The 25452-nt window shown below is 26.7% G+C and carries 23 protein-coding genes, 3 tRNA genes and 1 other RNA gene; 22 read left to right on the top strand and 5 right to left on the bottom strand.

All coding sequences use genetic code 11. The features are described from left to right. Positions 1-90 precede the first annotated feature (90 nt). The gene (locus tag BUA70_RS06720; RefSeq protein ID WP_072895253.1) at positions 91-987 is read right to left on the bottom strand and encodes a phosphatidylserine decarboxylase; all 897 of its coding nucleotides are present in this window, start codon (positions 985-987) and stop codon (positions 91-93) included. Positions 988-1226: 239 nt separating this feature from the next. Here BUA70_RS06720 and BUA70_RS06725 point away from each other — a divergent pair, with 239 nt between their 5' ends. The 5 genes from BUA70_RS06725 (at position 1227) to BUA70_RS06745 (ending at position 4931) form a co-directional block, all read left to right on the top strand. Then, positions 1227-1799, top strand: a complete 573-nt coding sequence (locus BUA70_RS06725) for a TetR/AcrR family transcriptional regulator (RefSeq protein WP_072895256.1) — start codon at positions 1227-1229, stop codon at positions 1797-1799. A 154-nt stretch (positions 1800-1953) separates the two neighbouring features. Next, on the top strand, positions 1954-2484 hold the full coding sequence (locus BUA70_RS06730) for an ECF transporter S component (protein WP_072895259.1): 531 nt from the start codon (positions 1954-1956) through the stop codon (positions 2482-2484). A 1-nt stretch (position 2485) separates the two neighbouring features. Further along, a complete protein-coding gene (locus tag BUA70_RS06735) occupies positions 2486-3310 on the top strand; it encodes a pyridoxamine kinase (protein WP_072895262.1) in 825 nt (274 codons plus the stop codon). Positions 3311-3382: 72 nt separating this feature from the next. Then, positions 3383-3457: transfer RNA gene (locus BUA70_RS06740), tRNA-Lys, on the top strand. A gap of 685 nt (positions 3458-4142) precedes the next feature. Then, positions 4143-4931, top strand: coding sequence for a sulfite exporter TauE/SafE family protein (locus tag BUA70_RS06745; protein ID WP_072895265.1), 789 nt, complete (start codon positions 4143-4145; stop codon positions 4929-4931). 349 nt (positions 4932-5280) lie between these two features. Here BUA70_RS06745 and BUA70_RS06750 read toward each other — a convergent pair whose 3' ends face one another. Both BUA70_RS06750 and BUA70_RS06755 read right to left on the bottom strand, forming a co-directional pair. Then, on the bottom strand, positions 5281-7005 hold the full coding sequence (locus BUA70_RS06750; protein ID WP_072895268.1) for an MFS transporter: 1725 nt from the start codon (positions 7003-7005) through the stop codon (positions 5281-5283). A 109-nt stretch (positions 7006-7114) separates the two neighbouring features. Beyond that, positions 7115-7648, bottom strand: a complete 534-nt coding sequence (locus BUA70_RS06755) for a TetR/AcrR family transcriptional regulator (protein WP_072895272.1) — start codon at positions 7646-7648, stop codon at positions 7115-7117. Between the two features lie 328 nt (positions 7649-7976). On the opposite strand from BUA70_RS06755, the gene BUA70_RS06760 reads away from it, so the two are divergent. Both BUA70_RS06760 and BUA70_RS06765 read left to right on the top strand, forming a co-directional pair. Further along, complete coding sequence (locus BUA70_RS06760; RefSeq protein ID WP_072895275.1) at positions 7977-9224, top strand: HlyC/CorC family transporter; 1248 nt, start codon at positions 7977-7979, stop codon at positions 9222-9224. Positions 9225-9329: 105 nt separating this feature from the next. Further along, positions 9330-9764: a nucleoside deaminase gene (locus BUA70_RS06765; protein WP_072895276.1), complete on the top strand. Its 435-nt coding sequence runs from the start codon at positions 9330-9332 to the stop codon at positions 9762-9764. A gap of 410 nt (positions 9765-10174) precedes the next feature. Here BUA70_RS06765 and BUA70_RS06770 read toward each other — a convergent pair whose 3' ends face one another. After that, complete coding sequence (locus tag BUA70_RS06770) at positions 10175-10666, bottom strand: hypothetical protein (RefSeq protein WP_072895280.1); 492 nt, start codon at positions 10664-10666, stop codon at positions 10175-10177. Positions 10667-10802: 136 nt separating this feature from the next. Here BUA70_RS06770 and BUA70_RS06775 point away from each other — a divergent pair. The 11 genes from BUA70_RS06775 to BUA70_RS06825 all read left to right on the top strand — a co-directional run bounded on the left by BUA70_RS06775 (position 10803) and on the right by BUA70_RS06825 (position 21464). After that, a tRNA-Ser gene (locus BUA70_RS06775) sits at positions 10803-10894 on the top strand. Between the two features lie 579 nt (positions 10895-11473). Beyond that, complete coding sequence (locus tag BUA70_RS06780) at positions 11474-12634, top strand: galactokinase (RefSeq protein WP_072895283.1); 1161 nt, start codon at positions 11474-11476, stop codon at positions 12632-12634. 28 nt (positions 12635-12662) lie between these two features. Further along, entirely contained in the window at positions 12663-13652 is a 990-nt protein-coding gene (gene galE, locus BUA70_RS06785; protein WP_072895285.1) for a UDP-glucose 4-epimerase GalE, read from the top strand. Between the two features lie 9 nt (positions 13653-13661). Beyond that, positions 13662-15167 (top strand): UDP-glucose--hexose-1-phosphate uridylyltransferase, encoded by a 1506-nt coding sequence (gene galT / locus BUA70_RS06790; RefSeq protein ID WP_072895288.1) that lies wholly within the window; start codon positions 13662-13664, stop codon positions 15165-15167. Between the two features lie 429 nt (positions 15168-15596). Then, positions 15597-17150 carry an ATP-binding protein gene (locus BUA70_RS06795; RefSeq protein WP_072895291.1) on the top strand — a complete coding sequence of 518 codons (1554 nt, stop codon included), beginning with the start codon at positions 15597-15599 and terminating at the stop codon, positions 17148-17150. 16 nt (positions 17151-17166) lie between these two features. After that, complete coding sequence (locus BUA70_RS06800) at positions 17167-17859, top strand: response regulator (protein WP_072895293.1); 693 nt, start codon at positions 17167-17169, stop codon at positions 17857-17859. Positions 17860-18150: 291 nt separating this feature from the next. Beyond that, positions 18151-19572, top strand: a complete 1422-nt coding sequence (locus tag BUA70_RS06805; protein ID WP_072895296.1) for a flavocytochrome c — start codon at positions 18151-18153, stop codon at positions 19570-19572. Between the two features lie 32 nt (positions 19573-19604). Further along, positions 19605-19943, top strand: coding sequence for an FMN-binding protein (locus tag BUA70_RS06810; protein WP_072895299.1), 339 nt, complete (start codon positions 19605-19607; stop codon positions 19941-19943). 259 nt (positions 19944-20202) lie between these two features. Further along, a tRNA-Ser gene (locus tag BUA70_RS06815) sits at positions 20203-20293 on the top strand. A 3-nt stretch (positions 20294-20296) separates the two neighbouring features. Further along, positions 20297-20560, top strand: an RNA gene (gene ffs / locus BUA70_RS06820) — signal recognition particle sRNA large type. Positions 20561-20774: 214 nt separating this feature from the next. After that, positions 20775-21464, top strand: coding sequence for a superoxide dismutase (locus tag BUA70_RS06825; RefSeq protein WP_425290432.1), 690 nt, complete (start codon positions 20775-20777; stop codon positions 21462-21464). 190 nt (positions 21465-21654) lie between these two features. On the opposite strand, the gene BUA70_RS06830 is transcribed toward BUA70_RS06825, so the two are convergent. After that, entirely contained in the window at positions 21655-22146 is a 492-nt protein-coding gene (locus tag BUA70_RS06830; RefSeq protein WP_072895302.1) for a dihydrofolate reductase, read from the bottom strand. A 198-nt stretch (positions 22147-22344) separates the two neighbouring features. On the opposite strand from BUA70_RS06830, the gene dnaX reads away from it, so the two are divergent. From dnaX to BUA70_RS06850, 4 genes are all read left to right on the top strand, one after another. Continuing rightward, the gene (gene dnaX, locus BUA70_RS06835) at positions 22345-23970 is read left to right on the top strand and encodes a DNA polymerase III subunit gamma/tau (protein ID WP_072895305.1); all 1626 of its coding nucleotides are present in this window, start codon (positions 22345-22347) and stop codon (positions 23968-23970) included. Between the two features lie 111 nt (positions 23971-24081). After that, entirely contained in the window at positions 24082-24423 is a 342-nt protein-coding gene (locus tag BUA70_RS06840; protein ID WP_072895308.1) for a YbaB/EbfC family nucleoid-associated protein, read from the top strand. 94 nt (positions 24424-24517) lie between these two features. Continuing rightward, complete coding sequence (gene recR, locus BUA70_RS06845; RefSeq protein ID WP_072895311.1) at positions 24518-25114, top strand: recombination mediator RecR; 597 nt, start codon at positions 24518-24520, stop codon at positions 25112-25114. Positions 25115-25186: 72 nt separating this feature from the next. Continuing rightward, complete coding sequence (locus tag BUA70_RS06850) at positions 25187-25444, top strand: DUF2508 family protein (protein WP_072895315.1); 258 nt, start codon at positions 25187-25189, stop codon at positions 25442-25444. Positions 25445-25452: the final 8 nt, after the last annotated feature.

Here is a 25452-nt window from a genome sequence, read left to right on the forward strand (position 1 = left end):
TAAGTAATTTAAATTATATATTTTATAGTTATAAAAATAAAACAGTAGATAATGTTAAGTTATCTACTGTTCATTGTTTAAAATAATTAATTACTTTGAAATAATCTTTTTACCGATTGATTCTCCCATTAAAACTTTTGTTTCATACCCTAAAGATGATTGGTTTATAATATCTTCATCTATCTTTATAGTACCTTTTTTAAAGAAAAGAATTGTAGTAGATCCTCCAAATTTAAAATATCCCTTTTCATCACCCTTTTTTATAGGTGTATTAGGATTATAAGTTTGTATTATTGTACCAACACAGGTTGCTCCAACTTCTACATGAATTATATCATCAAAGTTTTCAGATTTAAAAATACACCATTCTCTTTTATTTTGACAAAAAAGCTTAGGTATACTGTTTAAAGCTATTGGATTTACGGAATAATAATTTCCTTTTATTTTTTTGGTTTCTTCACAAATACCATTATCTACAAAATGAAATCTATGATAGTCTAAAGGACATAATCTTAAGATTAAACAAGTTCCGCCTTCATAATTTTTTGCTACATCATAGTCATTTATTAATTCTTTTAATGAATAAGTTAATCCCTTTATTTGAACTATTTTATTTAAGTCTATATTATCTATAACAGTTAATCTTCCATCACCAGGAGATACTAATATATTTTTATCCATATCTACAGGTCTAGCAGAAGGTTTTAATTTTCTAGTGAAGAAATCGTTGAAATTTTTAAAGTCATTTATTTTATTTTTTGAAATAGACATATCTATATTGAAATCATTTATAAAAGGAGCTATTTTCTTTTTACTCATAGGACTATCACAAAAAGAGCCATAAAACTTAGAAAAAAGTTTTTTCTTTACAAAAAGCTCTGTAAATCCTTTACCAATAGGAGAATTATAGGACCATTCTATATATTTTTTTCCTGCTATGCTTTCTATTTCATAATCCTTTGTTTTTCTATCATATACTTTAATCATAATTTCCCTCACTTAAAATCAAATAATAAGATTATTTTATCACATTCTTTGAATTAAAATAACAGTAAAAGAGATTATAAAGTAAATATTAAGATATAATTAAGAATTTTATAATTAATAAAATTCAAAGAAAAAGTTAATATTGTTAAGAATGTTAAAAAGAGTTATTCTATAAGAAATAATTTATAAATAAAGTTTAATGTTAAATCTAGCTACAAAATCAATATGGAGTGATATAAATGAATAAAACTAAGAAATCTATTATAGAAGCCGCTATAAATATTTTTTCAAAGAGAGGATACAATGGAGCAACCATTGATGAGATAGTATTAGAGGCAGGAGTTGTAAAGGGAACATTATACTATCATTTTAAAAGCAAGGAAGAAATTTTTAATTTTATAATAGATGAAGGCATAAAAGTATTGCAGAATCACCTGAAGGATATAGATAATGAAAATATTGATCCTTTAGAAAAATTAAAGAATATATGTAGAATTCAATTAACTATGTTATATAAAAATAAAGAATTTTTTAGAGTTTTAATAAGTCAATTATGGGGACAAGAAATTAGGCAATTACAAATTAGAACAAGACTTTTAGATTATTTTAAAGAGATAGAAATTTATATAAAAGAGGCTATGGATGAAGGATTGATAAAAAAGGGAGATGCTAATTTTATGGCTCATACTTTTTTTGGTGTATTGATATCCTCAGCAGTATATGAAATATTTACTATAGATAAAGTTGATTTAGATAAAGTAATAAATAATCTAATAGATGTTAGTTTTTATGGGTTAATAGGTAAAAATTAATATTTTAAAGGAGCCATCTTAGGTATATAGGAGGCTCCTTTTATATTATATATTATAAAAGGTATATGTACCGGTACATTTGATTTAAGGGAATTGTAGAAATAATATAATAATATACATAGATTGATATATTAGTTTTAAGGAGGTAATTTATATGAAGGTTAAAAGATTAGTAAGAATAGGATTGTTTGCAGCATTATGCTTTATAGGAACTTATATACATATACCAATAGTTTTTGGTGGATATAATTCAATGATTCATTTAGGTACTACTATGATATTTTTATCAGCTATACTTTTAGGTCCTGATGCTGGTATTTCAGCAGGAATAGGTTGTGCTCTTTTTGATGCTATGGATCCTAAATTTGCAGCCTATATTATACCGACTCTTATAATAAAGGGACTTACAGGGTATGTAGCAGGGAAAATTGCTTTCTATCATAATAATAATGGTAATAATAACAAATTAAATATATTAGCATTTATATCTGGAGGTCTAGTTTCATTGTTTGGATATTTTATAGCTAATTGGATATTTTTCAAGGGATGGATAGGAGCTGTATTAGGATTAAGCACATCAATAATAACTACAATAATAGGTGTTTTAATTACAATTCCATTAGCTATTATAATAAAACCTTTAGTGATAAGAAGTGGAGTACAACTATTTAATGGAGGTAGATAAGATGAAAAAGCCAGTTAAAAGAGTTATGGCAATACATGATTTATGCGGGTATGGAAGAGCTGCCCTTATGAATATAATTCCAATAATGGCTTATAAGGAGATAGAGGTTTGTCCTGTTCCTACTATGGTTTTATCAACACACACAGGAGGTTTTGGAACTGTAGCAAAGCAAGGATTAAATGATTTTATGGAAAGAAATTTTAATCATTGGAAAGAGTTAAAGTTAGAGTTCGATTGTGTTTATACAGGATATCTCGGTGGGATAAATGAACTTAAAATTACAGAAAAATTTATAAAAGAATTTAAAAATCGAAATAATTTAATAGTGGTTGATCCAGTTTTTGGAGATAACCATAAATTATATTCTAACATGGAGATGGACATGGTAGAAGGAATAAGAAATTTAATAAAATATAGTGATGTAATAACTCCTAATTATACTGAAGCCTGTTATTTAGTTGGATTAGATCCAAAGGAACCTGCTAATTCTATAAGAATAAATAAGTTAATTAAGGGTTTAAAAGATTTAGGTTCCTATAGAGGGATTATAACAAGTATTGAAAAAGAGAATGAGTTAGGAGTTATATGGTATGAAAATGATGATGATTATAAAAGTTACTTTAATAAAAGGTGTCTAAAATCTTATGGAGGTACAGGTGATATATTTACATCAGCACTTATAAGTTATTATATAAATGGTGAAACTTTTGATGATTCTGTTATGAAGGCTATGGACTTTGTAGTTAATTGTATCAAAGTAAGTTCTCAATATGATTACAATACTAGAGAAGGAATATTAATAGAAAAATCTTTAAGTTTACTGTAAAAATCCCCTTAAGAAGTTATATGTTGACAATGGCATATGTAAGTTTTAAAATATATATTGTGTCGCTGTTAAGTCCTCATAGTTCAATGGATAGAACAATCCCCTCTTAAGGGATAAATGTAGGTTCGATTCCTACTGGGGATACCATATAATTTTAAAAATGCTTTAGTGAGATTGCTAAAGCATTTTTTATATAAAATATTATTTATTATTGATAAATTATCAGTAGTTTGTTGTAAATAAATTTCAATCCACATAATTAATAGTATATTTATAAATTATAATTATTATATTGTATATATATAAAATTAATTAATAAATTCCATAAGTTTTTCAATAGCAAAATATTAATAGAAGTAATATCATATCATGTATAGAATTATATAATTAACCTATCTTTTTCAAGAATAAAAATTCCCTATAAAATTTAATGGATAGTACATAGGAATATTTCATTTTTTCATAATAATTAAAATTATCTTAATAAATTTATATTAAGATAATTTTGTCATCTTTTATAAGAAAATATAAAATATAATCAATGCGTAAAAATTACTTATATATTTTTATTAAATTTATAATTTTAAAAAGCATATAGGTAAATATATATTTATAATATAAGAAAAATAGATTGGATTTCATTAATAAATAAGAGTAATATCAAATTATAAATTGTTAAAAAAAACACAATTTAATATATAGTAATTTAAATATTTTGTGTAAAAAAATAAATAATATATAAGCTAAAATAATTGTTTATGATAATCTAAAGGATATCATAAGGCTTTAAATTACATAAAGTATAAAGATTAATTTTAGGGGTATGGGATTTATGAGTATAATTTACTTTTTTGTTTGCTTATGTTCATGTATAGTTGGAGCTATAAGTGGTATAGGTGGAGGAGTTATTATAAAACCTATACTTGATGCTTTAGGAATTTTAAATGTATCAACTATAAGTTTTTTATCAGGATGTACAGTACTAGCAATGACTAGTATGACATTATTTAGAAGTAGAAACTCTACTGTGAAAATTGATAAAAGAAAGGGAACTTTACTAGCTGTTGGTGGTGCTATTGGAGGAATAATAGGAAAGTATATTTTTGATATCATAAAAGTAAGTTATGGAAATGGAGCTGTTGTTGGAGCATCACAGTCTATGTTGTTGGTTATAGTAACTATAGGAGTTCTTATTTTTAGTTTAAATAAAAGTAAATGTAAGGTGTATAACATAGAAAATAATATAGTTTGTATTATAATAGGATTTTTTTTAGGTTCAATATCAGCATTTATGGGAATAGGTGGGGGTCCAATTAATCTTGCTATTTTATACTTGTTATTTTCAATGAATAGTAAGACTGCAGCTCTTAATTCAATATATATAATTTTCTTTTCACAACTAACAAGTTTATTATTCACAATATTTAGAGGTAAGGTTCCAAATTTTAGCTGGTATGTATGTATCTTTATGTTAGCTGGAGGTTTATTAGGCGGAACAATAGGGCCTATGATTTCTAAGAAGCTATCATTAAAGGGAGTAGATAAAGTTTATACAACATTAGTTTTTATTGTAATAGCTATTAGTATTTATAATTTTGTAGGATACTTAGGGAAAATATAAAATTTTAAATATAATAAAAAGTAAGATTTAACATATTAATTAGCCTATGTATTGGTCACAATATTATTATTCTTTAGGGATACAAAAAGCTCCTATAATAATTTTTAAAGTTAATGACAGTCTTTTATGACTTAATTATTTAGGCAATATTTATCAGGTTAAAGCTTATTATAAAAAGAGATTATTTAAATAATTTTTTTATGTATATGGTAAAAGGATCATATATTTTACAACTTATTTTTTTATATTTAATATATATAAGTAATTTAAAATTTTTATAGGATTAATTTCAATAAAAAAGGAGTGTATTAAAAATACTTTTAATACACTCCTTTTTATATAGTTTAAATCATTTTATAATTTTTTTAGTTTTGTTTGAAAGAAATAAGGTAAATATTAAAGCTATTAAAGCTATTATTGCTGCACATAAAAATAAATTACGGAATCCCATATTTAAAACATGTTGAAAAGTATTTTCTATTGCAGCTTTTGCTCCATCTAATGAATTAAAATAATTACTTTGAATTTTATTTACCATCATATCTGGAGTAGTTCCAGGAGGTAATTGAGAATTAGAAAAATTTTGTTTTAATATAGGTGTCATTTTATCCATCATTGAATGAGAAAAGTTTTTAATTACATCAAATATTGTATTAACATCAGCATTTTGAAATGCTTTAGCCATCTCAGCTCCACTACTTCCACTAAACATTGAATTAGCAGAGTTTTGAGCCATACCAGGTATATCTAGTTTTGGCATAACTGCTTGGATTTTACTAGGCATTTTTTGTGCTGCATCTGATATAAAGTTTACTAATATATTAGGGGAAACAGCAACACCTACAGATCTTATAAGTGATAGAGTTGATTGTGCTGAACCAGCTTCACTAGGATCTACATAAGATTGCATTAAGTAATTTAAAGGAGTTCCCATAGTAAAGCCCATACCTAGTCCGCAAAATAATAATCCTATTATTAATGAAGCCATTCCAGGATGAGATGTTGTATATAAGGCTAATATTAATGAACCTAATATAGTAGATGAAAAACCTAATAATAAAAGAGCTTTAGCAGAAAATTTGTCTATAAATTTACCACCTATAGGAGCAGCTATTCCAGAGAATATAGCCATTAGTGTTACTAAATATCCACCAGAGCCAACTTTTAATCTTAGCACATTTTCACCAAATTGAGGTACAAAGACTGTACCCATCATTCCGCATCCAACTAAAAAGCTTAATAATAAAGTTATAGCTATTTGTCTATCTGTAAAATATTTCAAGTTTATAATAGGATCTTCTGCTTTTTTCTCAACCATAATGAATAATGGTAGTATTATTATAAAGGCGATTAAATAGGGATAAACATCTACAGATTTTAAACTATTAAAAAAGTCATGAAATTTTAAATTTGTTATTCCATACATTAAAGAAAGTATTGTTAAACTGGCTAAAACGCTTCCTAAAATGTCCATCTTCTTTGAAGGATGTAATATTCCTTCGTCCTTAACTATTAAAGATACTATTATTACGAAAATGCAAATAGGAATATTTATAAAGAATAAAAATCCCCAATCTTTATCTCCAAAGGTATCAAGTATAAATGAACCTACAGTAGGTCCTAGTGTTGTAGCGATACCATACATAGCACCTACTAATCCTAAAGCAGAACCTCTTTTTTCAATAGGAAAACTTTCTCCTATGTAAGCAGTAGCAATTGGCATTATGCCACCACCACCTATAGCTTGTATAACTCTAGCTCCTAAAAATAATCCATAGTTATCTGTAAAACTAGAAAGTCCGCATAGTAGAGAACCTATGCCAAATATTAATATACTTATTGTAAATATTTTCTTTTTACCTAGTCTATCAGAAATTTTACCAGCTATAGGCATTGAAACAGCATAAGTAAGGGTATAAATAGTTACTATCCATATACTTGCAGTATCTGATATTTTGAATCCATCAGCTATAACAGTACGGGCTGGAGATACTATTCCAGTATCTAAGGCCCCTATAAATATACCTAATAAAAATATTACAAGTAACAGATTTCTACTTTTATTTTTTTCCATAACTTTCTCCTTTCTGAACATTGTTCATAAAATGTTAAATAAATAGTACTCTTTATTTAGAATTAATTTACAAATGTAATTAATCTATTAAGAATACTTTAAGTTTTAATTAGAATTTAAAGGAATTATATAAATCTTCAAAAGTAATATCTTTTTCTTTAGCTATGAATATTATATTATTTAATAGTATTTTTGATAATTTATCACAAGTTAAAGAAGGATTTATATCACCTTTATTTTTATGATAAATAAGAGTTTTATTTATAGCTTCGCAAACGGGATATAATATTTCTTTATTATGACTACATTTTTTACCTTTAGATACAAGCATTAGAAATGTAGTCATATAATTATTAAGAAATAAATCTATATCATTATATATAATTTTTAGTTTATATTTTAAAGTATAATCTGGAGAATTAATTATTTTATTAAATGGTATTAAAGCTTTGGCCCAGTCTGTTCTTATTATTTCTATAATTAATTTATCTTTATTAGAAAAATAATTATAAAAAGTACCTATACCTATATTACAGTTTTTAGCTAATGTTCTTATGTTAAGACAATCATAACCATAATTAGTTAATACTTTTTTACCTTCTTCTAAAATATTTTCTCTTATATTGGGTAATATTTTTGGCATAATAAAAAAGTCTCCTTTACGAACTATGTTCATAGTATAAAACAATGATTAATAAAAAACAATATAAAAACAAATATATAACAGAATTGTAATAGTAATTTTATTTTTGTAAAATACTTATAATATATAAGGAATATTTATATATTATAAGGACATAAATGTATTAGAGAGTGTTAATTAAAGATTATAATAAGAAATAAATTCTATAAAAATATATTTAAAAAATATTTTAAATACTTTATATTAAATTAAATTTTAAAAACTTATAACCTTTATTAAGTATGATATAATAATAATATAAATTTTAGAAAATAGGAGAGTGGTGTTTTTGGACAGTTTTACGTGGCAGTTAATTTTGTTAATAATATTGCTGATACTTTCAGGATTTTTCTCAGCATCAGAAACTGCCTTAATGTCATTGAGCAAAATTAGAACAAGGCATTTAGTTGAAGAAGGAGTTAAAGGTGCTAAATTAGTAGAGAAACTTACTGATGATCCTAATAGGTTATTAGGTAGCATACTTATAGGAAATAATATTGTTAATATAGGAGCTTCAGCTTTAGCATCTTCTGTAGCAGCGCAAATTTTTGGTGGTAGTACTGGAATTGCTATAGCTACAGCAGTTATGACTGTTTTAGTTTTAATTTTCGGTGAAATAACTCCAAAGACCTTAGCAAAACAAAATTCAGAAAGTGTATCTTTAAAGGTTATAAAACCTATAAATATAGTAGTTAAAGTATTTACTCCTTTTGTTTGGATTTTTACTAAGATATCTTCTTTTATAATTAAACTATTAGGTGGAAGCATTGATAGAACTCAGCCATTTATTACAGAAGAAGAGCTAAAAACAATGGTTGGTGTTAGTGAAGAAGAGGGTGTTTTAGAAGAAGAAGAAAAAGAGATGATATTTAATGTTTTTGAATTTGGAGACTCTCAAGTTAAGGATGTAATGATTCCAAGAGTGGACATAATAGCAGTTAATATAAATTCAACCTTTGATGAAGTTTTATCTGTAATGAAAGAAGAACAATTTTCAAGAATTCCTATATATAATGAAACTATAGATGATATAGTTGGAATATTAAATGTAAAGGACTTAATCCTTGTTGATGATTATAAAAAAGATTTTGAAATCAAAAAATATATGAGAGAACCGTCATATACTTTTGAATTTAAAAAGATAACTGAACTATTTAATGAAATGAAAAATACTAGAAACCATATGTATGTTGTTTTAGATGAGTATGGTGGAACAGTAGGAATTGTAACATTAGAAGATCTACTAGAAGAAATAGTTGGAGAAATAGAAGATGAATATGATGATGAAGCTCATAAAGAAATAGAAGTTGTAAAAGAAGATGAATATATTATTGATGGTAGTGCAAAGCTAGATGATATAAGTGATGAAATAGGAGTGAAAATAGAATCAGAAGAATTTGATTCTATAGGTGGTTTTATTATAGGTCAGTTAGGAAGAATGCCAGAAGAAAATGAAGAAGTTGTGTATGGAAATATAAAGTTTATCGTAGAAGAAATTGAAAAAAATAGAGTTAAAAAAGTTAGAGTATTTACTTAGTTAGATATTTTAGCATGATTAAATAACTTGTAAATTTTATTTTACAAGTTATTTTTACTTATATATTAAAATATTTAAAGATTTTTTATGATAGGATTGATATGAATGAATTTTATGGATGTAGCTTTAAAAGAAGCTGTTATAGCTAAGAACTTAAATGAAGTTCCTGTAGGAGCTGTGATTGTAAAGGATGGGGAAGTAATAGCTAAAGCTCATAATCTAAGAGAAACTACAAATTCACCTTTAGCACATGCTGAGATATTAGCAATAGAAGAGGCTGCGAGAAGGTTGGGAAATTGGAGATTAAATCGGTGTGAATTGTATGTAACACTAGAACCTTGTCCAATGTGTGCTGGAGCTATTCTTCAAAGTAGAATAGGTAAAGTTTTTATAGGAACCTTTGATCCTAATTCTGGAGCAGCAGGTTCAGTTATTAATATACTTCAAAATAACAATTTAAATTTTATAACATCAGTTAAATGGTGTTATGATGAAAGATGTAGCAAAATATTAAGAGATTTTTTTAAAGAAAGAAGATAAAAAATAAGACGATCCTAAAGGAAGAATCGCCTAAACTGAGGCATGAAAAAACGCTAGAGGTTAATTTTTAAAAATTAATTAACCTTATACTAAAATGGTAACATACTAGTATATATTGGTAAAATACAAATGTATAATACATATATAATGAACTATTAACAAACGAAATGATTCGTTATATTTGTTAAAATTAATTTAATACATTGAGTTATTATAAGATTTACTTTTAAGCTTATAAATATAAATTAAATAAAAAAACAAGAATTTTTTTAATTCTTGTTTTTTATTTAAAAGTTCATCAGATGTAATAGTTATTTTACTTATTTATTTAATAATTAAGTTAGCCTATAGACATAGTCAATATAATTAAATAGATAAGGGCCCCCTATTTACCTATTATTATTTTAAATTTAGGCTTCTGTTACCTTGTCTGGCTCATGTAGTAGCATAGTTCTAAATTCTTTATTTTTATTAAAGTAATTTTCATCTAAGTATTGTATAGCATCCATAACATTTTCTTTTCCATAAATATAAGCTATCATTCCACAAATACTTGTTTTAAACCATATTCTACAGAAACTTTCATCTAATAAAAGAAGTTGTCCTTTTTCTCTAGTTCCCTTAATTTCTATATCCTCATCAGAATTTATTAAGTGATCAAAATGTTTTAACATATTAAGCATTACATTGTTACCTACCTCTTTTGATTCATCAGCTAGTGTAAGAAAGTAATAAGTCCATGAAAATAAAACATTTTGTTCAACATTCATACCAGCTACTTTATCTCCTAAGGTTGTTTTAAAGTAATTATACATAAATAATGATATTCTTCTAAAGTTATCATTAAATTTTTTCTCAAAATTATTTGCGTCATAACCAATAAGCATTTCTATTTTTTTCATTAAATTACACCCCCGTATATATTTAACTTTAGTATATCATAAGGTTCAGAATATTAACACAAAAGTTTTGATATATTACTTTTAAAGGAGTATAATTTATAGGTAAATATTTTATAAAATGATAAAATAATATAATGGAGAAATGTCCGAGTGGCTTAAGGAGCTTGTCTCGAAAACAAGTGTATTATAGGAATAGTACCAGGGGTTCAAATCCCCTTTTCTCCGCCAAAATAAAAAAGAAAAAGGTTGGTAGCATTTAGATTTGAATATATTTTATTCTTACTAAATGCTATTTTATTTATAAAAATAGTAAATTTTATAAGAATAATATGAGAGTTTAAGACAAAGGTTAGAATTGATTTTTTAAGTATTTAATTTAATTATAGATAAAATTATTTTTAAATTTTAAATTCAAATTAAAATAAATTTTATTATTAAAAACCTACTTGAATTTATAATAATAATATATAAATTTAATTGAATAAAAAAACAATTTAGATTTAGAAATAATAAATATATTATATTAATTTCTATTATAAAGTTATATTTTTTATTTAAGTTTATCATATCTTTAAAATTATAAAACTTTTTGTTATATGATCTTAGAACACCTTTTTATTATAAAAAAATAAATTTATAGTAAAAAAATAAAAAATATTTATCTAAATTACAATAAACAACAAAAAAATACAAATACAAATCTAAGTAAAAAATAAATAAAAAATTATTGAAATTTTAGTAAAATAATACTAAAATAAAAATATATTAAAGGTGAATATATTTATTTTTATAAAAGGATGGGGTTATATGAATAATTTATTAAATAAATTTGAAAAAGTTTTCAATAAAGGAAATGGAAGTATTTATTTTGCGCCAGGTAGAGTAAATTTAATAGGAGAGCATACAGATTATAATGGAGGAAATGTATTTCCTTGTGCATTAACTTTTGGTACTTATGCTATTGCTAGTAAGAGGAATGATAGAAAGGTAAGATTATACTCTGAAAATTTTGAGAAATTAGGAGTTTTAGAGTTTTCACTAGATGATTTAGTTTATAATAAAAAAATTGATTGGGCGAATTATCCCAAGGGAGTAATTTGGGCCTTTGAAAATAATGGATATAAAATAAATCAAGGCTTAGATATCCTGTATAGGGGAGATATCCCAAATGGCGCTGGGCTTTCTTCATCAGCTTCAATAGAGGTTTTAACTGGAGTTATATTAAAGGATTTATTTAATTTAGATGTTTCTATGATAGATATTGTTAAGTTTAGTAAGCTTGCAGAAAATAAATTTATAGGAGTTAATTGTGGCATAATGGACCAATTTGCCATAGGTATGGGAAAGGAAAATTGTGCTATATTATTAGATACAAATACGTTAAAATATGATTATGCACCAGTAAAACTAGATAATGCATCAATAGTGATTGCTAATACAAACAAGAGAAGAGGATTAGCTGATTCTAAATACAATGAAAGAAGAGCTGAATGTGAAAAAGCTTTAGAAGAGCTAAAAAGTAAACTTCAAATAAATTCTCTTGGAGAGCTAACTGAAGAGGAGTTTGAAAAAAACTCTAGTTTAATTGATAGTGATATTAGAAGAAAAAGAGCAAAACATGCTGTTTATGAAAATAGAAGAACTTTAAAGGCGGTAGAAGCTTTAAAAAATAATGATATAAAAACTTTTGGCAGACTTATGAATGATTCTCATATATCATTAAGAGATGATTACGAGGTTACAGGATTAGAACTTGATACTTTAGTAGATTTAGCATGGAACCAAAAAGGTGTTATTGGTTCAAGAATGACTGGAGCTGGTTTTGGTGGATGTACGGTAAGCATTGTAGAAAATGATAGTATAGATGATTTTATTAAAAATGTTGGTGATAAATACAAAGAAAAGATAGGTTATGAGGCAACATTTTATGTAGCTAAAATTGGTGATGGTGCGAGAAAAATAAAATAGATTAAATATTTACTTAGGAGGGTTTAAGATGAGTATATTAGTTTGTGGAGGAGCTGGATATATAGGTTCTCATTGCGTTTATGAATTAATAAAAAGGGGAGAAGATGTTGTAGTTGTAGATAATCTTGAAACTGGTCATAAAGAAGCTGTTCATGAAAAAGCTAAGTTTTATAAAGGTGATATAAGGGATTTTAACTTCTTAGATAAGGTATTTAAAGAAAATGATATAGAAGGAGTTATACATTTTGCGGCTAATTCACTAGTTGGGGAAAGCATGAATATCCCTCTAACATATTTTAATAACAATGTTCACGGAACAGAAGTTTTATTAAAGGCTATGGTTGAAAATAAAATTGACAAAATAATTTTCTCATCAACAGCAGCAGTATATGGAGAACCAGAAAGCTTACCAATCAAAGAAACAGATAAAACAAATCCTACTAATACTTATGGTGAAACAAAATTAACAATGGAAAAAATGATGAAGTGGGTAAACAAAGCTCATGGGGTTAGGTATATTGCATTAAGATACTTTAATGTAGCAGGTGCTAATGAAAGTGGTTTAATAGGTGAGGATCATAATCCAGAAACACATTTAATTCCTTTAATACTTCAAGTGCCTTTAGGAAAAAGAGATAAAATTTTAATATTTGGAGAGGATTATCCAACTAAAGATGGTACATGCTTAAGAGATTATATACACGTAGATGATTTAATAGATGCTCATCTTTTAGCTTTTGATAGATTAAGAAAAGGTCATGATAGTGATATATTTAATTTAGGAAATGGAACTGGATTTACTGTTAAAGAAATGATAGAAGCTGCTAGAAGAGTAACTAATCATGAAATTCCAGCAGAGGTTGCTAAAAGAAGAGCTGGAGATCCAGCAGTTTTAGTTGCATCTAGTGAAAAAGCAAAGAATGTATTAGGTTGGGAACCTAAGTATACAAGTATTGAGGACATAATAAGAACAGCTTGGAACTTTCATAAAAATCATATAAATGGATTTAAGAAATAGGTGATAATAATGGTCAATATCCAAAAAGAAATAGAAAAGTTATTAATATATGGATTAAAAAATAACTTAATAGAAAAAGAAGATATAATTTATACGAGAAATAGAATCTTAGAAGTTTTAAGGCTTAACGGTATAGATGAAATAGAAGTCGATTATAAGGAATATGATTTAGAAGAAATTTTAAATAATATTTTAAACTGGGCAGTAGATCAAAAGTTAATAGAGGATGGAAATGTATCTAAAGATTTATTTGATACTAAAATAATGGGATGTCTAGTAGGGCGACCTTCGGAAATAATAAAGAAATTTGAGTATTTATACTCTGAAAACCCTAAAAAAGCAACAGAATTTTTCTATGAAATGAGTAAGGCATCTAACTATATAAGATGGAATAGGGTTAAAAAAGATTTAAAGTGGAAAGTGGATACTTCCTATGGATCTTTAGATATTACAATAAACCTTTCAAAACCTGAAAAGGATCCTAAGGCTATTGCTATGGCAAAAAAAATGCCTTCAAGTTCATATCCTAAATGTTTATTATGTAAAGAAAATGAAGGATATGAGGGGAGAATAAATCATCCAGCAAGACAAAATCATAGAATTATTCCAATAAATTTAAATAATGAAAAATGGTTTTTACAATATTCACCTTATGTGTACTATAATGAACATTGTATAGTTTTAAAAGGTGAGCATGAACCTATGAAAATATCTAAAGAAACATTTAAAAGATTAATGGATTTTGTTGAGAAATTTCCTCATTATTTTTTAGGTTCTAATGCAGATTTACCTATAGTAGGAGGATCTATATTAACTCATGATCACTTCCAGGGGGGGAATTATCAATTTCCAATGGCTAAAGCAGAGACTGAGGAAATTTTTAAAATTAATGGTTTTGATGATATAAGTGTAGGTAGAATTAAATGGCCAATGTCTGTTATAAGACTTAATGGTAAAGATAAAAATAAGATAATAGATCTTAGCGATTATATACTTTCTAAATGGAGAAATTACTCTGACAAAGAAGCGGAGATATATGCTTATACTGAAAGTAATCCTCATAATACTATAACTCCAATAGCAAGAATGCGAGATGGAAAATATGAAATGGATTTAGTTCTAAGAAATAACAGAACATCAAAAGAATATCCAGATGGAATATTCCATCCTCATAAAGAGCTACATCATATAAAGAAAGAAAATATAGGTCTTATTGAGGTTATGGGATTAGCTGTTCTTCCGGCTAGATTAAAGGAAGAATTAAAAAATCTTAATCCATATCTTTTGAAGGAAAAAAATATAAATGATATAGAATATAATGAAGAACTAGTTAAGCATAAAGATTGGGTATTAGATTTACTAAATAAATATAGTAATATAAATGAAAATAATGTTCAACAAATTATAGAAAAAGAAGTAGGAATAAAATTTAAAGATGTTTTAGAGGACGCTGGAGTATATAAAAGAGATGATAATGGAATAGAAAATTTTAGAAGGTTTATAAAAACTCTTTAATTTTATAAATGATATATAAATAAAAGTGGTGCAACTAAATGGTTGCACCTAATTTTTTAGAAATCTAATGTTAAATAAGTAAGGGATTTGTATACGTATACTTTATCATATTTCTGTAAAGGTTTAAAGTGGGAAAAAGTCTATTTTAAGAAGAAAATATATACTTTATAACAATATATTAAAAAAAACTCTTTTTTTCTATAAAAATAACTTATAAATTAAAGTTTTACAATTAATATTAAAATTTATTTTTTTGTAAGGTTTATATATTAAAGTAATTAAAATAACAAATTTTAATTAAGAAAAATATGTCATATTTCGATTATATATGACATATTTTTATATAGCTTTCATTTATTTAATTAATAATTAATAATATAATATAAAGTATAATTATACTTTGAAATTTTAGGTATATAGGAGAGTGTTATGAAGTTACAATGTAAAATAATGCTTTTTATTACGGTATTAATAACCTTAGTTATATTTACTACATCATATTTTACTGTAGAAGGTACAAGAACAAATATAGAGGATCAAATAAAGAGAAATGTTACTAATACAGCTACTATGGTTGCTGCATTAGATTTTATAAAGGAAAATGTTGGCCAGCCAGATAAGGTAAATGCTGTAGCTAACTATGTAGAAAGACTTAGGCTAAAAACAAGTGTGCATTTTATAACAGTTTTAGATATGGAAGGTACTAGATATTCTCACCCATTACCTACCCAAGTGGGGCTAAAGTTTACAGGTATGGATGAAAAGGCAGTACTTAGATATGGAGGGACGTATACATCAGAGGCAAATGGAACCTTAGGAAAGTCTTTAAGAGCTTTTACTCCTATATTTAAAGATGGTGAACAAGTTGGTGCTGTATGTGTAGGAGTTTTAAAAGGTAATATAAAAGACGAATTTTATTTGTTTTTAAGAAAAATATCTCCATATATAATTTTTGCTTTTATTATAGGGGTTATAGGAGCTATTTTACTTTCCTTAAATATTAAAAAAACCATTTTTGGATTAGAGCCTAAAGAAATCGCTATGGTTTTAAAAGAGAGAGATGCATTAATAAATAATATTTATGAGGGAGTAGTAGCTGTAAATAATCAAGGTAAAATATCTCTTATTAATGAGAAGGCAAAGGAGATATTAAAGTTCTTTAATAATGATAATATAGATGAGGAAATAATAAATACAGGAATATTTAAATCATTAAAAGAGGTTATAAAGTATAAAGTTAATTATGTAAATGTTGAGCAAAAACTATATAATGGGGTAACTATAATAGCTAATTATACTCCTTTAATAAACGATGAGGGAAATAATATAGGTGCTGTTGTAACTTTTAAAGATATAACAGAGGTTAATAAAATGGCAGAAGAGTTAACTGGTATAAAAAAACTTAATTGGGATTTAAGAGCTCAAAATCATGAGTTTATGAATAAATTACATACAATTGCAGGACTTATTCAATTAGAAGAGTATAATGAAGCTTTAGATTATATTTTTAATACGTTTAAGGTTAGGGAAGAGGTTGTAGTAACTTTAGAATATATAAAGGATGCTCCTTTAGCTGCATTACTTTTGGCAAAGTATAATAAGGCTGAGGAGAGCAAAATAGAAATGATTATAGATGAAGAGTGCAATTTGGAATCACTACCTAGAGGTATAACTTCCCATGATATGGTTTGTATATTAGGAAATCTTATAGAAAATTCTATTGATGAACTAATAGGAAGAACTGATGGATATATTTTTGTATCAATAAAACAGGAAGAAAAATTAAAAATATTAGTTGAAAACAATGGGAAAAAGATAGATGAGGAACTTAAAGAAAAAATCTTTAATAGGGGATTTAGCACAAAAAAAGGTGTTAGAGGCTTTGGATTATATAATATTAAAGAATTAGTTGAAGCTGTAGGTGGTAAAATTTATATCACTAGCAATGACGAAATTACAAAATGGTTTGTAGAATTTATATAGACTGGAGGTAGCTATTTTGATTACAGTATTTATAATAGAAGATGATCCAATGGTTAGAGATATAAATAGAAAGTTTGTAGAAAGAATAGAGGGATTTAAGGTAATAGGTTCCGTTGGAGATATTGGTGAAGCTAAAGAATATCTAAAGGATAATGTACCTAATTTAGTTTTAATGGATGTGTTTCTACCAAGTGGTCTTGGAGTAGATTTATTAAAATGGATGAGAAAAAAAGAAGTAGAGAGTGATGTTATTTTTATAACGGCAGAAAAGAATAAAACTTCTATAAATGAAGCTTTTAGATATGGGGCTGTAGATTATTTAGTAAAGCCATTTACTTTTAATAGGTTAAAAGAGGCATTTTTAAAGTATAAGGAAAGATTTGTTCTTTTTAATATAGATGGGGAAATTAAACAAAAATCTATAGATGAACATATATTGCAAATTAAGACTAATGAGAAGAATGATAGAAGAAGCACATCTTTAACTAAAGGATTAAATGAAAATACTTATAATCAAATATGGGATTACATAAAGAATAATAATGGTATAAAATTGACAGCGGATCAGGTGGCAGATGAAGTAGGAGTTGCAAGGGTTACTGCTAGAAGATATTTAGAGTTTATGTTTAAGGAAAATAAACTAGAAATAAATCAAGAATATGGTAAGATAGGTAGACCTACAAATTATTATAAAATTAAAGAGAAATAAGTTAATCAAAGCGTTAAAGGAGCTAGTTAAATAAGATAATAGCTCTTTTTTTATTTAAATTAATTATAAATAAAAAAATATAACTATTTTAAAGATATTGATTTTATATAATTAGAATAAATTTAATTGATATAGTTGCTAATACAATATATTAATATAAATAAAACAATATTAAATAGTAATGAACAAAAAGACCAAAATGATATATAAGACCATAATATTGATGAAAAATTCATAAATTAATATACTTATAATGAAATATTATTTTAATTTGAGAGGGGACAAGCTAAGATGAAAAAGAAAACGTTAGCTTTATTAATGGCTGCTATAGTTGCAATACCAACAGTGTCATTAATGGGATGTGGCAAAAAAGAATCAGCAGATGTTGTTATTATAGGAGCAGGTGGAGCTGGTTTATCAGCAGCAATACAAGCAAAACAGGATGGAGCTAAAAATGTAGTAGTTCTTGAAAAAATGCCTATGGTTGGTGGTAACACAAATAGGGCAACTGGTGGATTAAATGCTGCTGGAACAAAGCAACAACAAGAAAAAGGAATTGAAGATAGTGCTGAAGTTATGTTTGAAGACACAATGAAAGGTGGACATCAAAAAAACAATCCTGAGCTAGTTAAGAAGCTATCAGAAGAAGCTAAGGATTCAGTAGCTTGGTTAACAGATTTAGGTGCAGATTTAAATGATGTTGGTAGACTAGCTGGAGCTACAAATTATAGAGCTCACAGACCAACTGGTGGAGCACCAGTTGGAGCTGAATTAGTTAAAACTTTAAATAAATCAGCTAAGGATCAAAAAATAGATGTTAGATTATGGAACAAAGCTAGTGAAATAGTTTTAGATAAAGAAGGTAAGGTTTGTGGAGTTAAGGCTACAGACAAAGATAGTAAAGAATACACAATAGACACTAAAGCTGTTATAGTTGCAGGTGGTGGATTTGGAGCAAATCAAGAAATGGTAGTTAAATATAAGCCAGAACTAAAAGGTTTTTCTACAACTAACCACAATGGAGCAACTGGTGATGGAATAGTATTAGCTGAAAAAGCTGGGGCTGATTTAGTTGATATGGCAGAAATTCAAACTCACCCAACAGTTGTACCAGAAAAGGCAGTAATGGTTTCAGAGGCTGTTAGAGGTAATGGTGCAATCCTTATAAATAAAGAAGGTAAGAGATTTATAAATGAATTATTAACTAGAGACGTTGTATCAAAAGGAATATTAGATCAGCCTGATAAGCAAGCTTACTTATTCTTTGATGATGGATTAAGAAAGAGTTTAAAGTCAACAGAAGAGTATTTTAATATGGGATTAGTAACTGAAGCTGATTCAGTTGAAGATTTAGCTGCTAAGTTAGAAATAGATCCTGCAACAATGAAAGCTACTGTAGATAAGTATAATCAAGGGGTAGCTGCTAAGAGTGATGAATTCCAAAGACCAGACCTTCCAAGAGAATTAAATCAAGGAAAGGTATATGCTATACTTGTAGCACCAGCAGTTCACCACACTATGGGTGGAATTAAAATAAATACAAATGCAGAAGTTTTAAATAAAGACGGAAAAGTAATACCAGGATTATTTGCTGCTGGAGAAGTAACAGGAGGAGTTCACGGAGGAAATAGACTTGGTGGAAATGCTCTTGCTGATATAGTTACATATGGAAGAACAGCTGGAAAAGATGCTGTTAAATATATAAATCAATAATTAAAACAAAGGAATAAGTGGAGGAATTTAGTATGAAAAAATTATCTGCAATATTAGCAACTGCTTTAATATCAGTAGCATTAATTGGATGTGGTGGTAAGTATAAAGATGGTACTTACACTGGAACAGGAAAAGGAGCTGCAAGTGAAATAAAAGTTGAAGTTCAAGTTAAGGGTGGAGAAATTAATGACATTAAGTTAGTAGACCAACATGAAACTCCAACTTTAGTTCAAGGTGTTGAAGAAAACATGATTCCTGATATTATAAAGAAACAAGGAACTGAAGGTGTAGAAGTTATAAGTGGAGCTTCAAACTCATCAAAGGGTGTATTAGAAGCCGTGAATAAGGCTTTAGATCAAGCTAAGAAGTAATATATAAGTTGAAAGAAACCTCTTAAATAAATAAGAGGTTTCTTATTTATAATTATATGTATTTTTAAAATAAATTTTATAATATATAAGTTTTATTAAATAGGTATATATAGTAAGTTTAAATAATATTTGTTATTGCATTGTTAAATGGTATATGATATTATAACTAATGTAGCATTAAATATAGATTATATTATATTAGAGTTAGTTCTATAAATGATGCAAATAAATTAAATATTTTTTTATATTAAAACTACATGGAGAGATGTTCGAGTTGGTTTAAGGAGCACGCCTGGAAAGCGTGTGTAGGGGAAACTCTACCGGGGGTTCGAATCCCCCTCTTTCCGCCATAGTTGTGCTAGATGGGGAGTTAGCGGTGCCCTGTAACCTGCAATCCGCTATAGCAGGATTGAAGTCCTCACCGAGGCCTTAACTTGTAAGGTCTGCCCTATGAAAGTGGCGTTGATGGTTGGGTCCCACGCAACATAAGCCCGTGAACTTCGTCAGGTCCGGAAGGAAGCAGCGATAAGCGGTTACTTGTGTGTGCCGTGGCAAACCTGGCCTGAGTTAACTACATAGGTAACGCTTATAAGTTATTGTCAGAGTGAGGTGCACAACTTTTAATATGATTATTAAAGTCTTCAAATAATTTTGAAGGCTTTTTTTATATATAATATTAAGAAAACTATATAAAGTTATAATTGTTTCATCTTTATAATAAGATAACCACAATATAATTAATAAAAATATAAATTTAAAATTATATTTTACATAAACCAAAGAAAAATTGATAATCCTAATTATATAATTAAAATAACAGGAGGATTTACTTTGAAAAAATTAATTGTATTTTTATTAATTATTATATGTATTAATACTACTAAGGTTTTTGCCAATGATAAGGTTCCAGAGAAATTCACACTTCCACCTCTTAAATATAGTTACGATGCTTTAGAACCTTATATTGATAAAAAAACTATGATAATCCATCATGACAAGCATCATGGTACTTATGTTGATAATTTAAATAAGGCATTAGAAAAATATCCAGAGTACTATAAGTTTAAAATAGATGAATTATTATTAAATTTAGATAAGTTACCGGAAGAAATAAGAGAAACTGTTAAAAATAATGGTGGTGGACATTATAACCACTCCTTATTTTGGGAGGTTATGGGGCCAAATGGTAAAGGGGAACCAAAGGGAAATATCCTAAAAGCTATAGAGAAAGATTTTACTTCCTTTGAAAAGTTTAAGGAAGAGTTTAAAAAAGCAGCTTTATCTAGATTTGGTTCTGGATGGGCTTGGCTTTTAAAAGATCAAGATGGTAATCTTAAGATAGTAACTACTGCTAATCAAGATATACCAGATATATCAAGATATAAGCCTGTATTACTTTTAGATGTATGGGAACATGCTTACTATTTAAAATATTTAAATAAGAGAGCAGATTATATTGATAATTGGTGGAATGTAGTTAATTGGGATAAAGTTGAGGAGTTATATAACAAAAATATGTAATTGCTATAATAAAAATATTTTATTATTAATTTTAATAAACATTGAAATATAATTTTAGTAAAATATATAAGCTTTATTTTTATAAATAATTAAAAAAAATAAAAGGTGGTAAAATTTAATGTATAAAATTTTACCACTTTTTATCGATATAAATTAAAAATAAAATAAAGAATATTAATAAAAAATCTTTTTAAACTCTGGTGTAAATAATAAAATCAAAGAACAAATCAGAATAATTATCAAAAATATCTTTTTCTTCATAAGATATTTTCCATGTGTTAGAATCTATATGAGGAAAGTAAGTATCACCTATAAAATTTTTTTGTATCCTTGAAATATATATTTTATCTGTATAGTTAATAAGTTCATTATATATTTCACCACCACCTATAACAAAGATCTCTTCTTTACAATGAACAAAGTTGTTTATAATTTCATCTATATTGTTGATAACTTTAACATCTTTGTGGAAAACTTTAAAATCTTTATTTTTACTTAATATAATATGTTTTCTATTAGGAAGAACTTTTGGTAATGCCTCAAAGGTTTTTCTACCCATTATAATGCTATGATTTTCTGTTATTTTTTTAAATCTTTTTAAGTCTTCAGGAATATGCCATAAAAGTGAATTGTTACATCCAATTATATTATTTTTTGATACAGCAACTATAATTGATAACATAAAAAATCTCCTTTTAGATCTATAATAAATATTTTTAATTTATTAATTTTTATATATGTATATTTATTTTAGAATAAAGTAAGAAATTAATAAATAAGTTTTAATACAATATTTTTTATATTAAAAGCTTTAGTTGTTAAAGATTTATGTTATTGTATAATATAAATATATCGAATTGATTTAGAGAGGTGAATACCTTTGGCTTATACTGCTTTATATAGAGAATGGAGACCGAAGAATTTTAATGATGTAGTTGGTCAAGAGCATATAACAACTACACTAAAAAATCAAATAATTAATGATAGAATTGCTCATGCATATCTTTTTTGTGGAACAAGAGGAACAGGAAAAACATCTACAGCAAAGGTTATGGCTAAGGCTTTAAATTGCTTAGACCTTAAGGATGGAGAACCTTGTAATGAATGTGATATGTGTAAGAAAATAAATGAAGGTTTAGCTATAGATATAACAGAGCTAGATGCAGCTTCAAATAATGGAGTAGATAAAATAAGGGATATAATAGAAGATGTTCAATATCCTCCTCAAGAAGCTAAATATAAAATTTATATAATGGATGAGGTTCATATGCTATCTCAAGGAGCAGTAAATGCCTTCTTAAAAACTCTAGAAGAACCTCCTAAAAATGTTGTATTTATATTAGCAACAACAGATCCTCAAAAATTACCTATCACTATTTTATCTAGATGTCAAAGATTTGATTTTAGAAGAATAAGTAATGAAGAAATATCAAATAGGCTTAGAAAGATAGTAGACAATCAAGGAGTTTTTGCAGATAATAATAGTTTAAATTTAATAGCTAGAATTTCAGATGGAGCTATGAGAGATTCTCTTAGTATATTAGATCAAGCTATATCTATGGGGGATGGTAAAGTCGATTATAGTGAGTTAGTTGGAATGTTAGGACTTGTAACTAATGAATATTTGTTTCAACTAACAGATAATGTAATAGAAAGAAATGTGGAAAACTGTATAACCACTATAGATAAAATAGTCTTTTCTGGTAAGGATATTCACTTATTTATTAAAGATTTAATATCACACTATAGAAATTTACTTATGATTAAGGTTACTAATAATCCAGAAGAAGTTTTAGATATGTCTATTGAGAATATTGAGCTTATAAAGGCTCAGGGTTCAAGGTTAAGAGTAGAAGAAATAATGAGAACTATAAGAATTCTTCAAGAAGCAGAAGAAAATTCTAAAATAAGTAGGCAATCTAGATTATATTTAGAACTTGCAGTTATTAAAATGTGTAAAATAGAATATGATACATCTAAGGAGGTATTATTAGCTAGAATAAATAGATTAGAAGAAACTTTGAAAAGTGGAAAAATAAAGCTTTCTATAGATGATTCTAAAAAAGAAAATAAAGAGTTAAAATCACAAAATACAAATAAAAAGCATTTGGAAAGTTCTAAAAAACATATAGATAATTTACAAGGGGATTATAATAAAAATTCTAATATAACAATAGATGATGTAAAAAAGGCTTGGAGAGATATTCTTGAGAATTTAAAAAATAGAAGATGTATGGTAATATATGCATCTCTTATGACAGGAAAGCCTTTAAGTTGTGTAAATGGAATTATAGATATTGAATATGATAGTCAATATGCTTTTAATAAAGTTAGATTGGATAAAGTTGAAAACTCAAAAATAGTAAATGAAGTTTTCTCTGAGATATTAAAAGATAAGGTTATTGTCAGATATTCTGTAGTTAAAGAAGAGGAAAAAGAATTAGAAACTGAGCAGATATTGACGAATGTTTTAGGTGAAGATATTTTAGAAATATTAGATGAATAATATAACAAATTTCAGCTTATTTCATAGTATTAATATTATGAGAATTAGTAGTAATCATAATTAAAATACTATATAATAAATAGAGATTTATACAAATAAGGAGGATTTAACATGGCAAAAGGCGGATTTCCAGGTGGAATGGGAAACATGAACAATCTAATGAAGCAAGCTCAAAAACTTCAAAAGCAAATGGAAGACATGCAAAAAGAACTTGAATCTGCAGAGTTTGAAGCTTCTGTTGGTGGTGGAGCTGTTACAGTTAAGGTTACAGGAAAAAAAGAGATAACAGCAATAAATATAAAGCCTGAAGTTGTAGATCCAGATGATGTTGAGATGCTAGAAGATTTAGTTCTTTCAGCAGTAAATGAAGCGTTAAGAAAAGCTGATGAAGAAACATCAAGTAAAATGGGCAAATTAACTGGTGGTATGGGAATGCCTCCAGGATTATTCTAAGGTAATTTTTGTTTTAGGCATACAGTTTAAACTGTATGCCTAAAATATTAGAATAGAATTTTTGTAAATAAATTTATAAAGGAGGATAAACTTTATGGAATTTTATCCAATTGCTATTGAAAAACTTATAGAAGAGTTTGCAAAATTACCTAGTATAGGTCAAAAGACCGCTCAAAGGTTAACTTTGCATATATTAAATCTTCCTAAAGAAGAGGTAGAAGATTTTGCTAAGGCCCTTATAAAAGCAAGAGGAACAATAAAGTATTGTTCTGTTTGTGGTAATTATACAGACTCAGATCCTTGTGCTATATGTTCAAATCCTAACAGAGATAAAAAGGTTATATGCGTTGTAGAACAACCTAAAGATATAATGACAATGGAAAAAGTCAAAGAGTTCAATGGAGTTTATCATGTTCTTCATGGTAATATCTCACCTATGCAGGGGAGAGGGCCACAAGATATAAGAATAAGAGAACTGGTTTCTAGAATGTCTGGAGATGTTAAAGAAGTAATTGTAGCAACTAATCCTAATATAGAGGGTGAAGCTACTGCTATGTATATAGCAAAGATTTTAAAGCCTTTAGATGTTAAGGTAACTAGGATAGCAGCAGGAATTCCTGTGGGAGGAGATTTAGAGTATGCTGATGAAGTTACTTTGTCAAAAGCCTTAGAAGGAAGAAAAGAAATATAAAAAAATTAACTGTATAAACTTAAATTTTAATGGACATACTTACTACTAATATTACAATGTTTAGGAGGAAGTATGATTAAAAGAAATAAAAAAAAGAATGAAAAATATAATATAAATAGAGATAAGATTATAGAGTTAATAAGATTGGCTAAGGTGGAGATTGATATAGCTAGAGAAAATTTCAATTATTTAGATGATCCTAAACTTATAGAAATGGCTATATATCAAGAACAAGCAGCTAAAAGTAAATTTGAGTATTTAGTTTTAGAAGCAAAAAGAAAAGGAATAAAGGCAGAAGACGAAAAGATTTATTTAGATTATTGTAAGTAAGTTTTAAG

The sequence above is a fragment of the Clostridium fallax genome (assembly GCF_900129365.1).
Taxonomy (GTDB): Bacteria; Bacillota; Clostridia; order Clostridiales; family Clostridiaceae; genus Clostridium_AH; species Clostridium_AH fallax.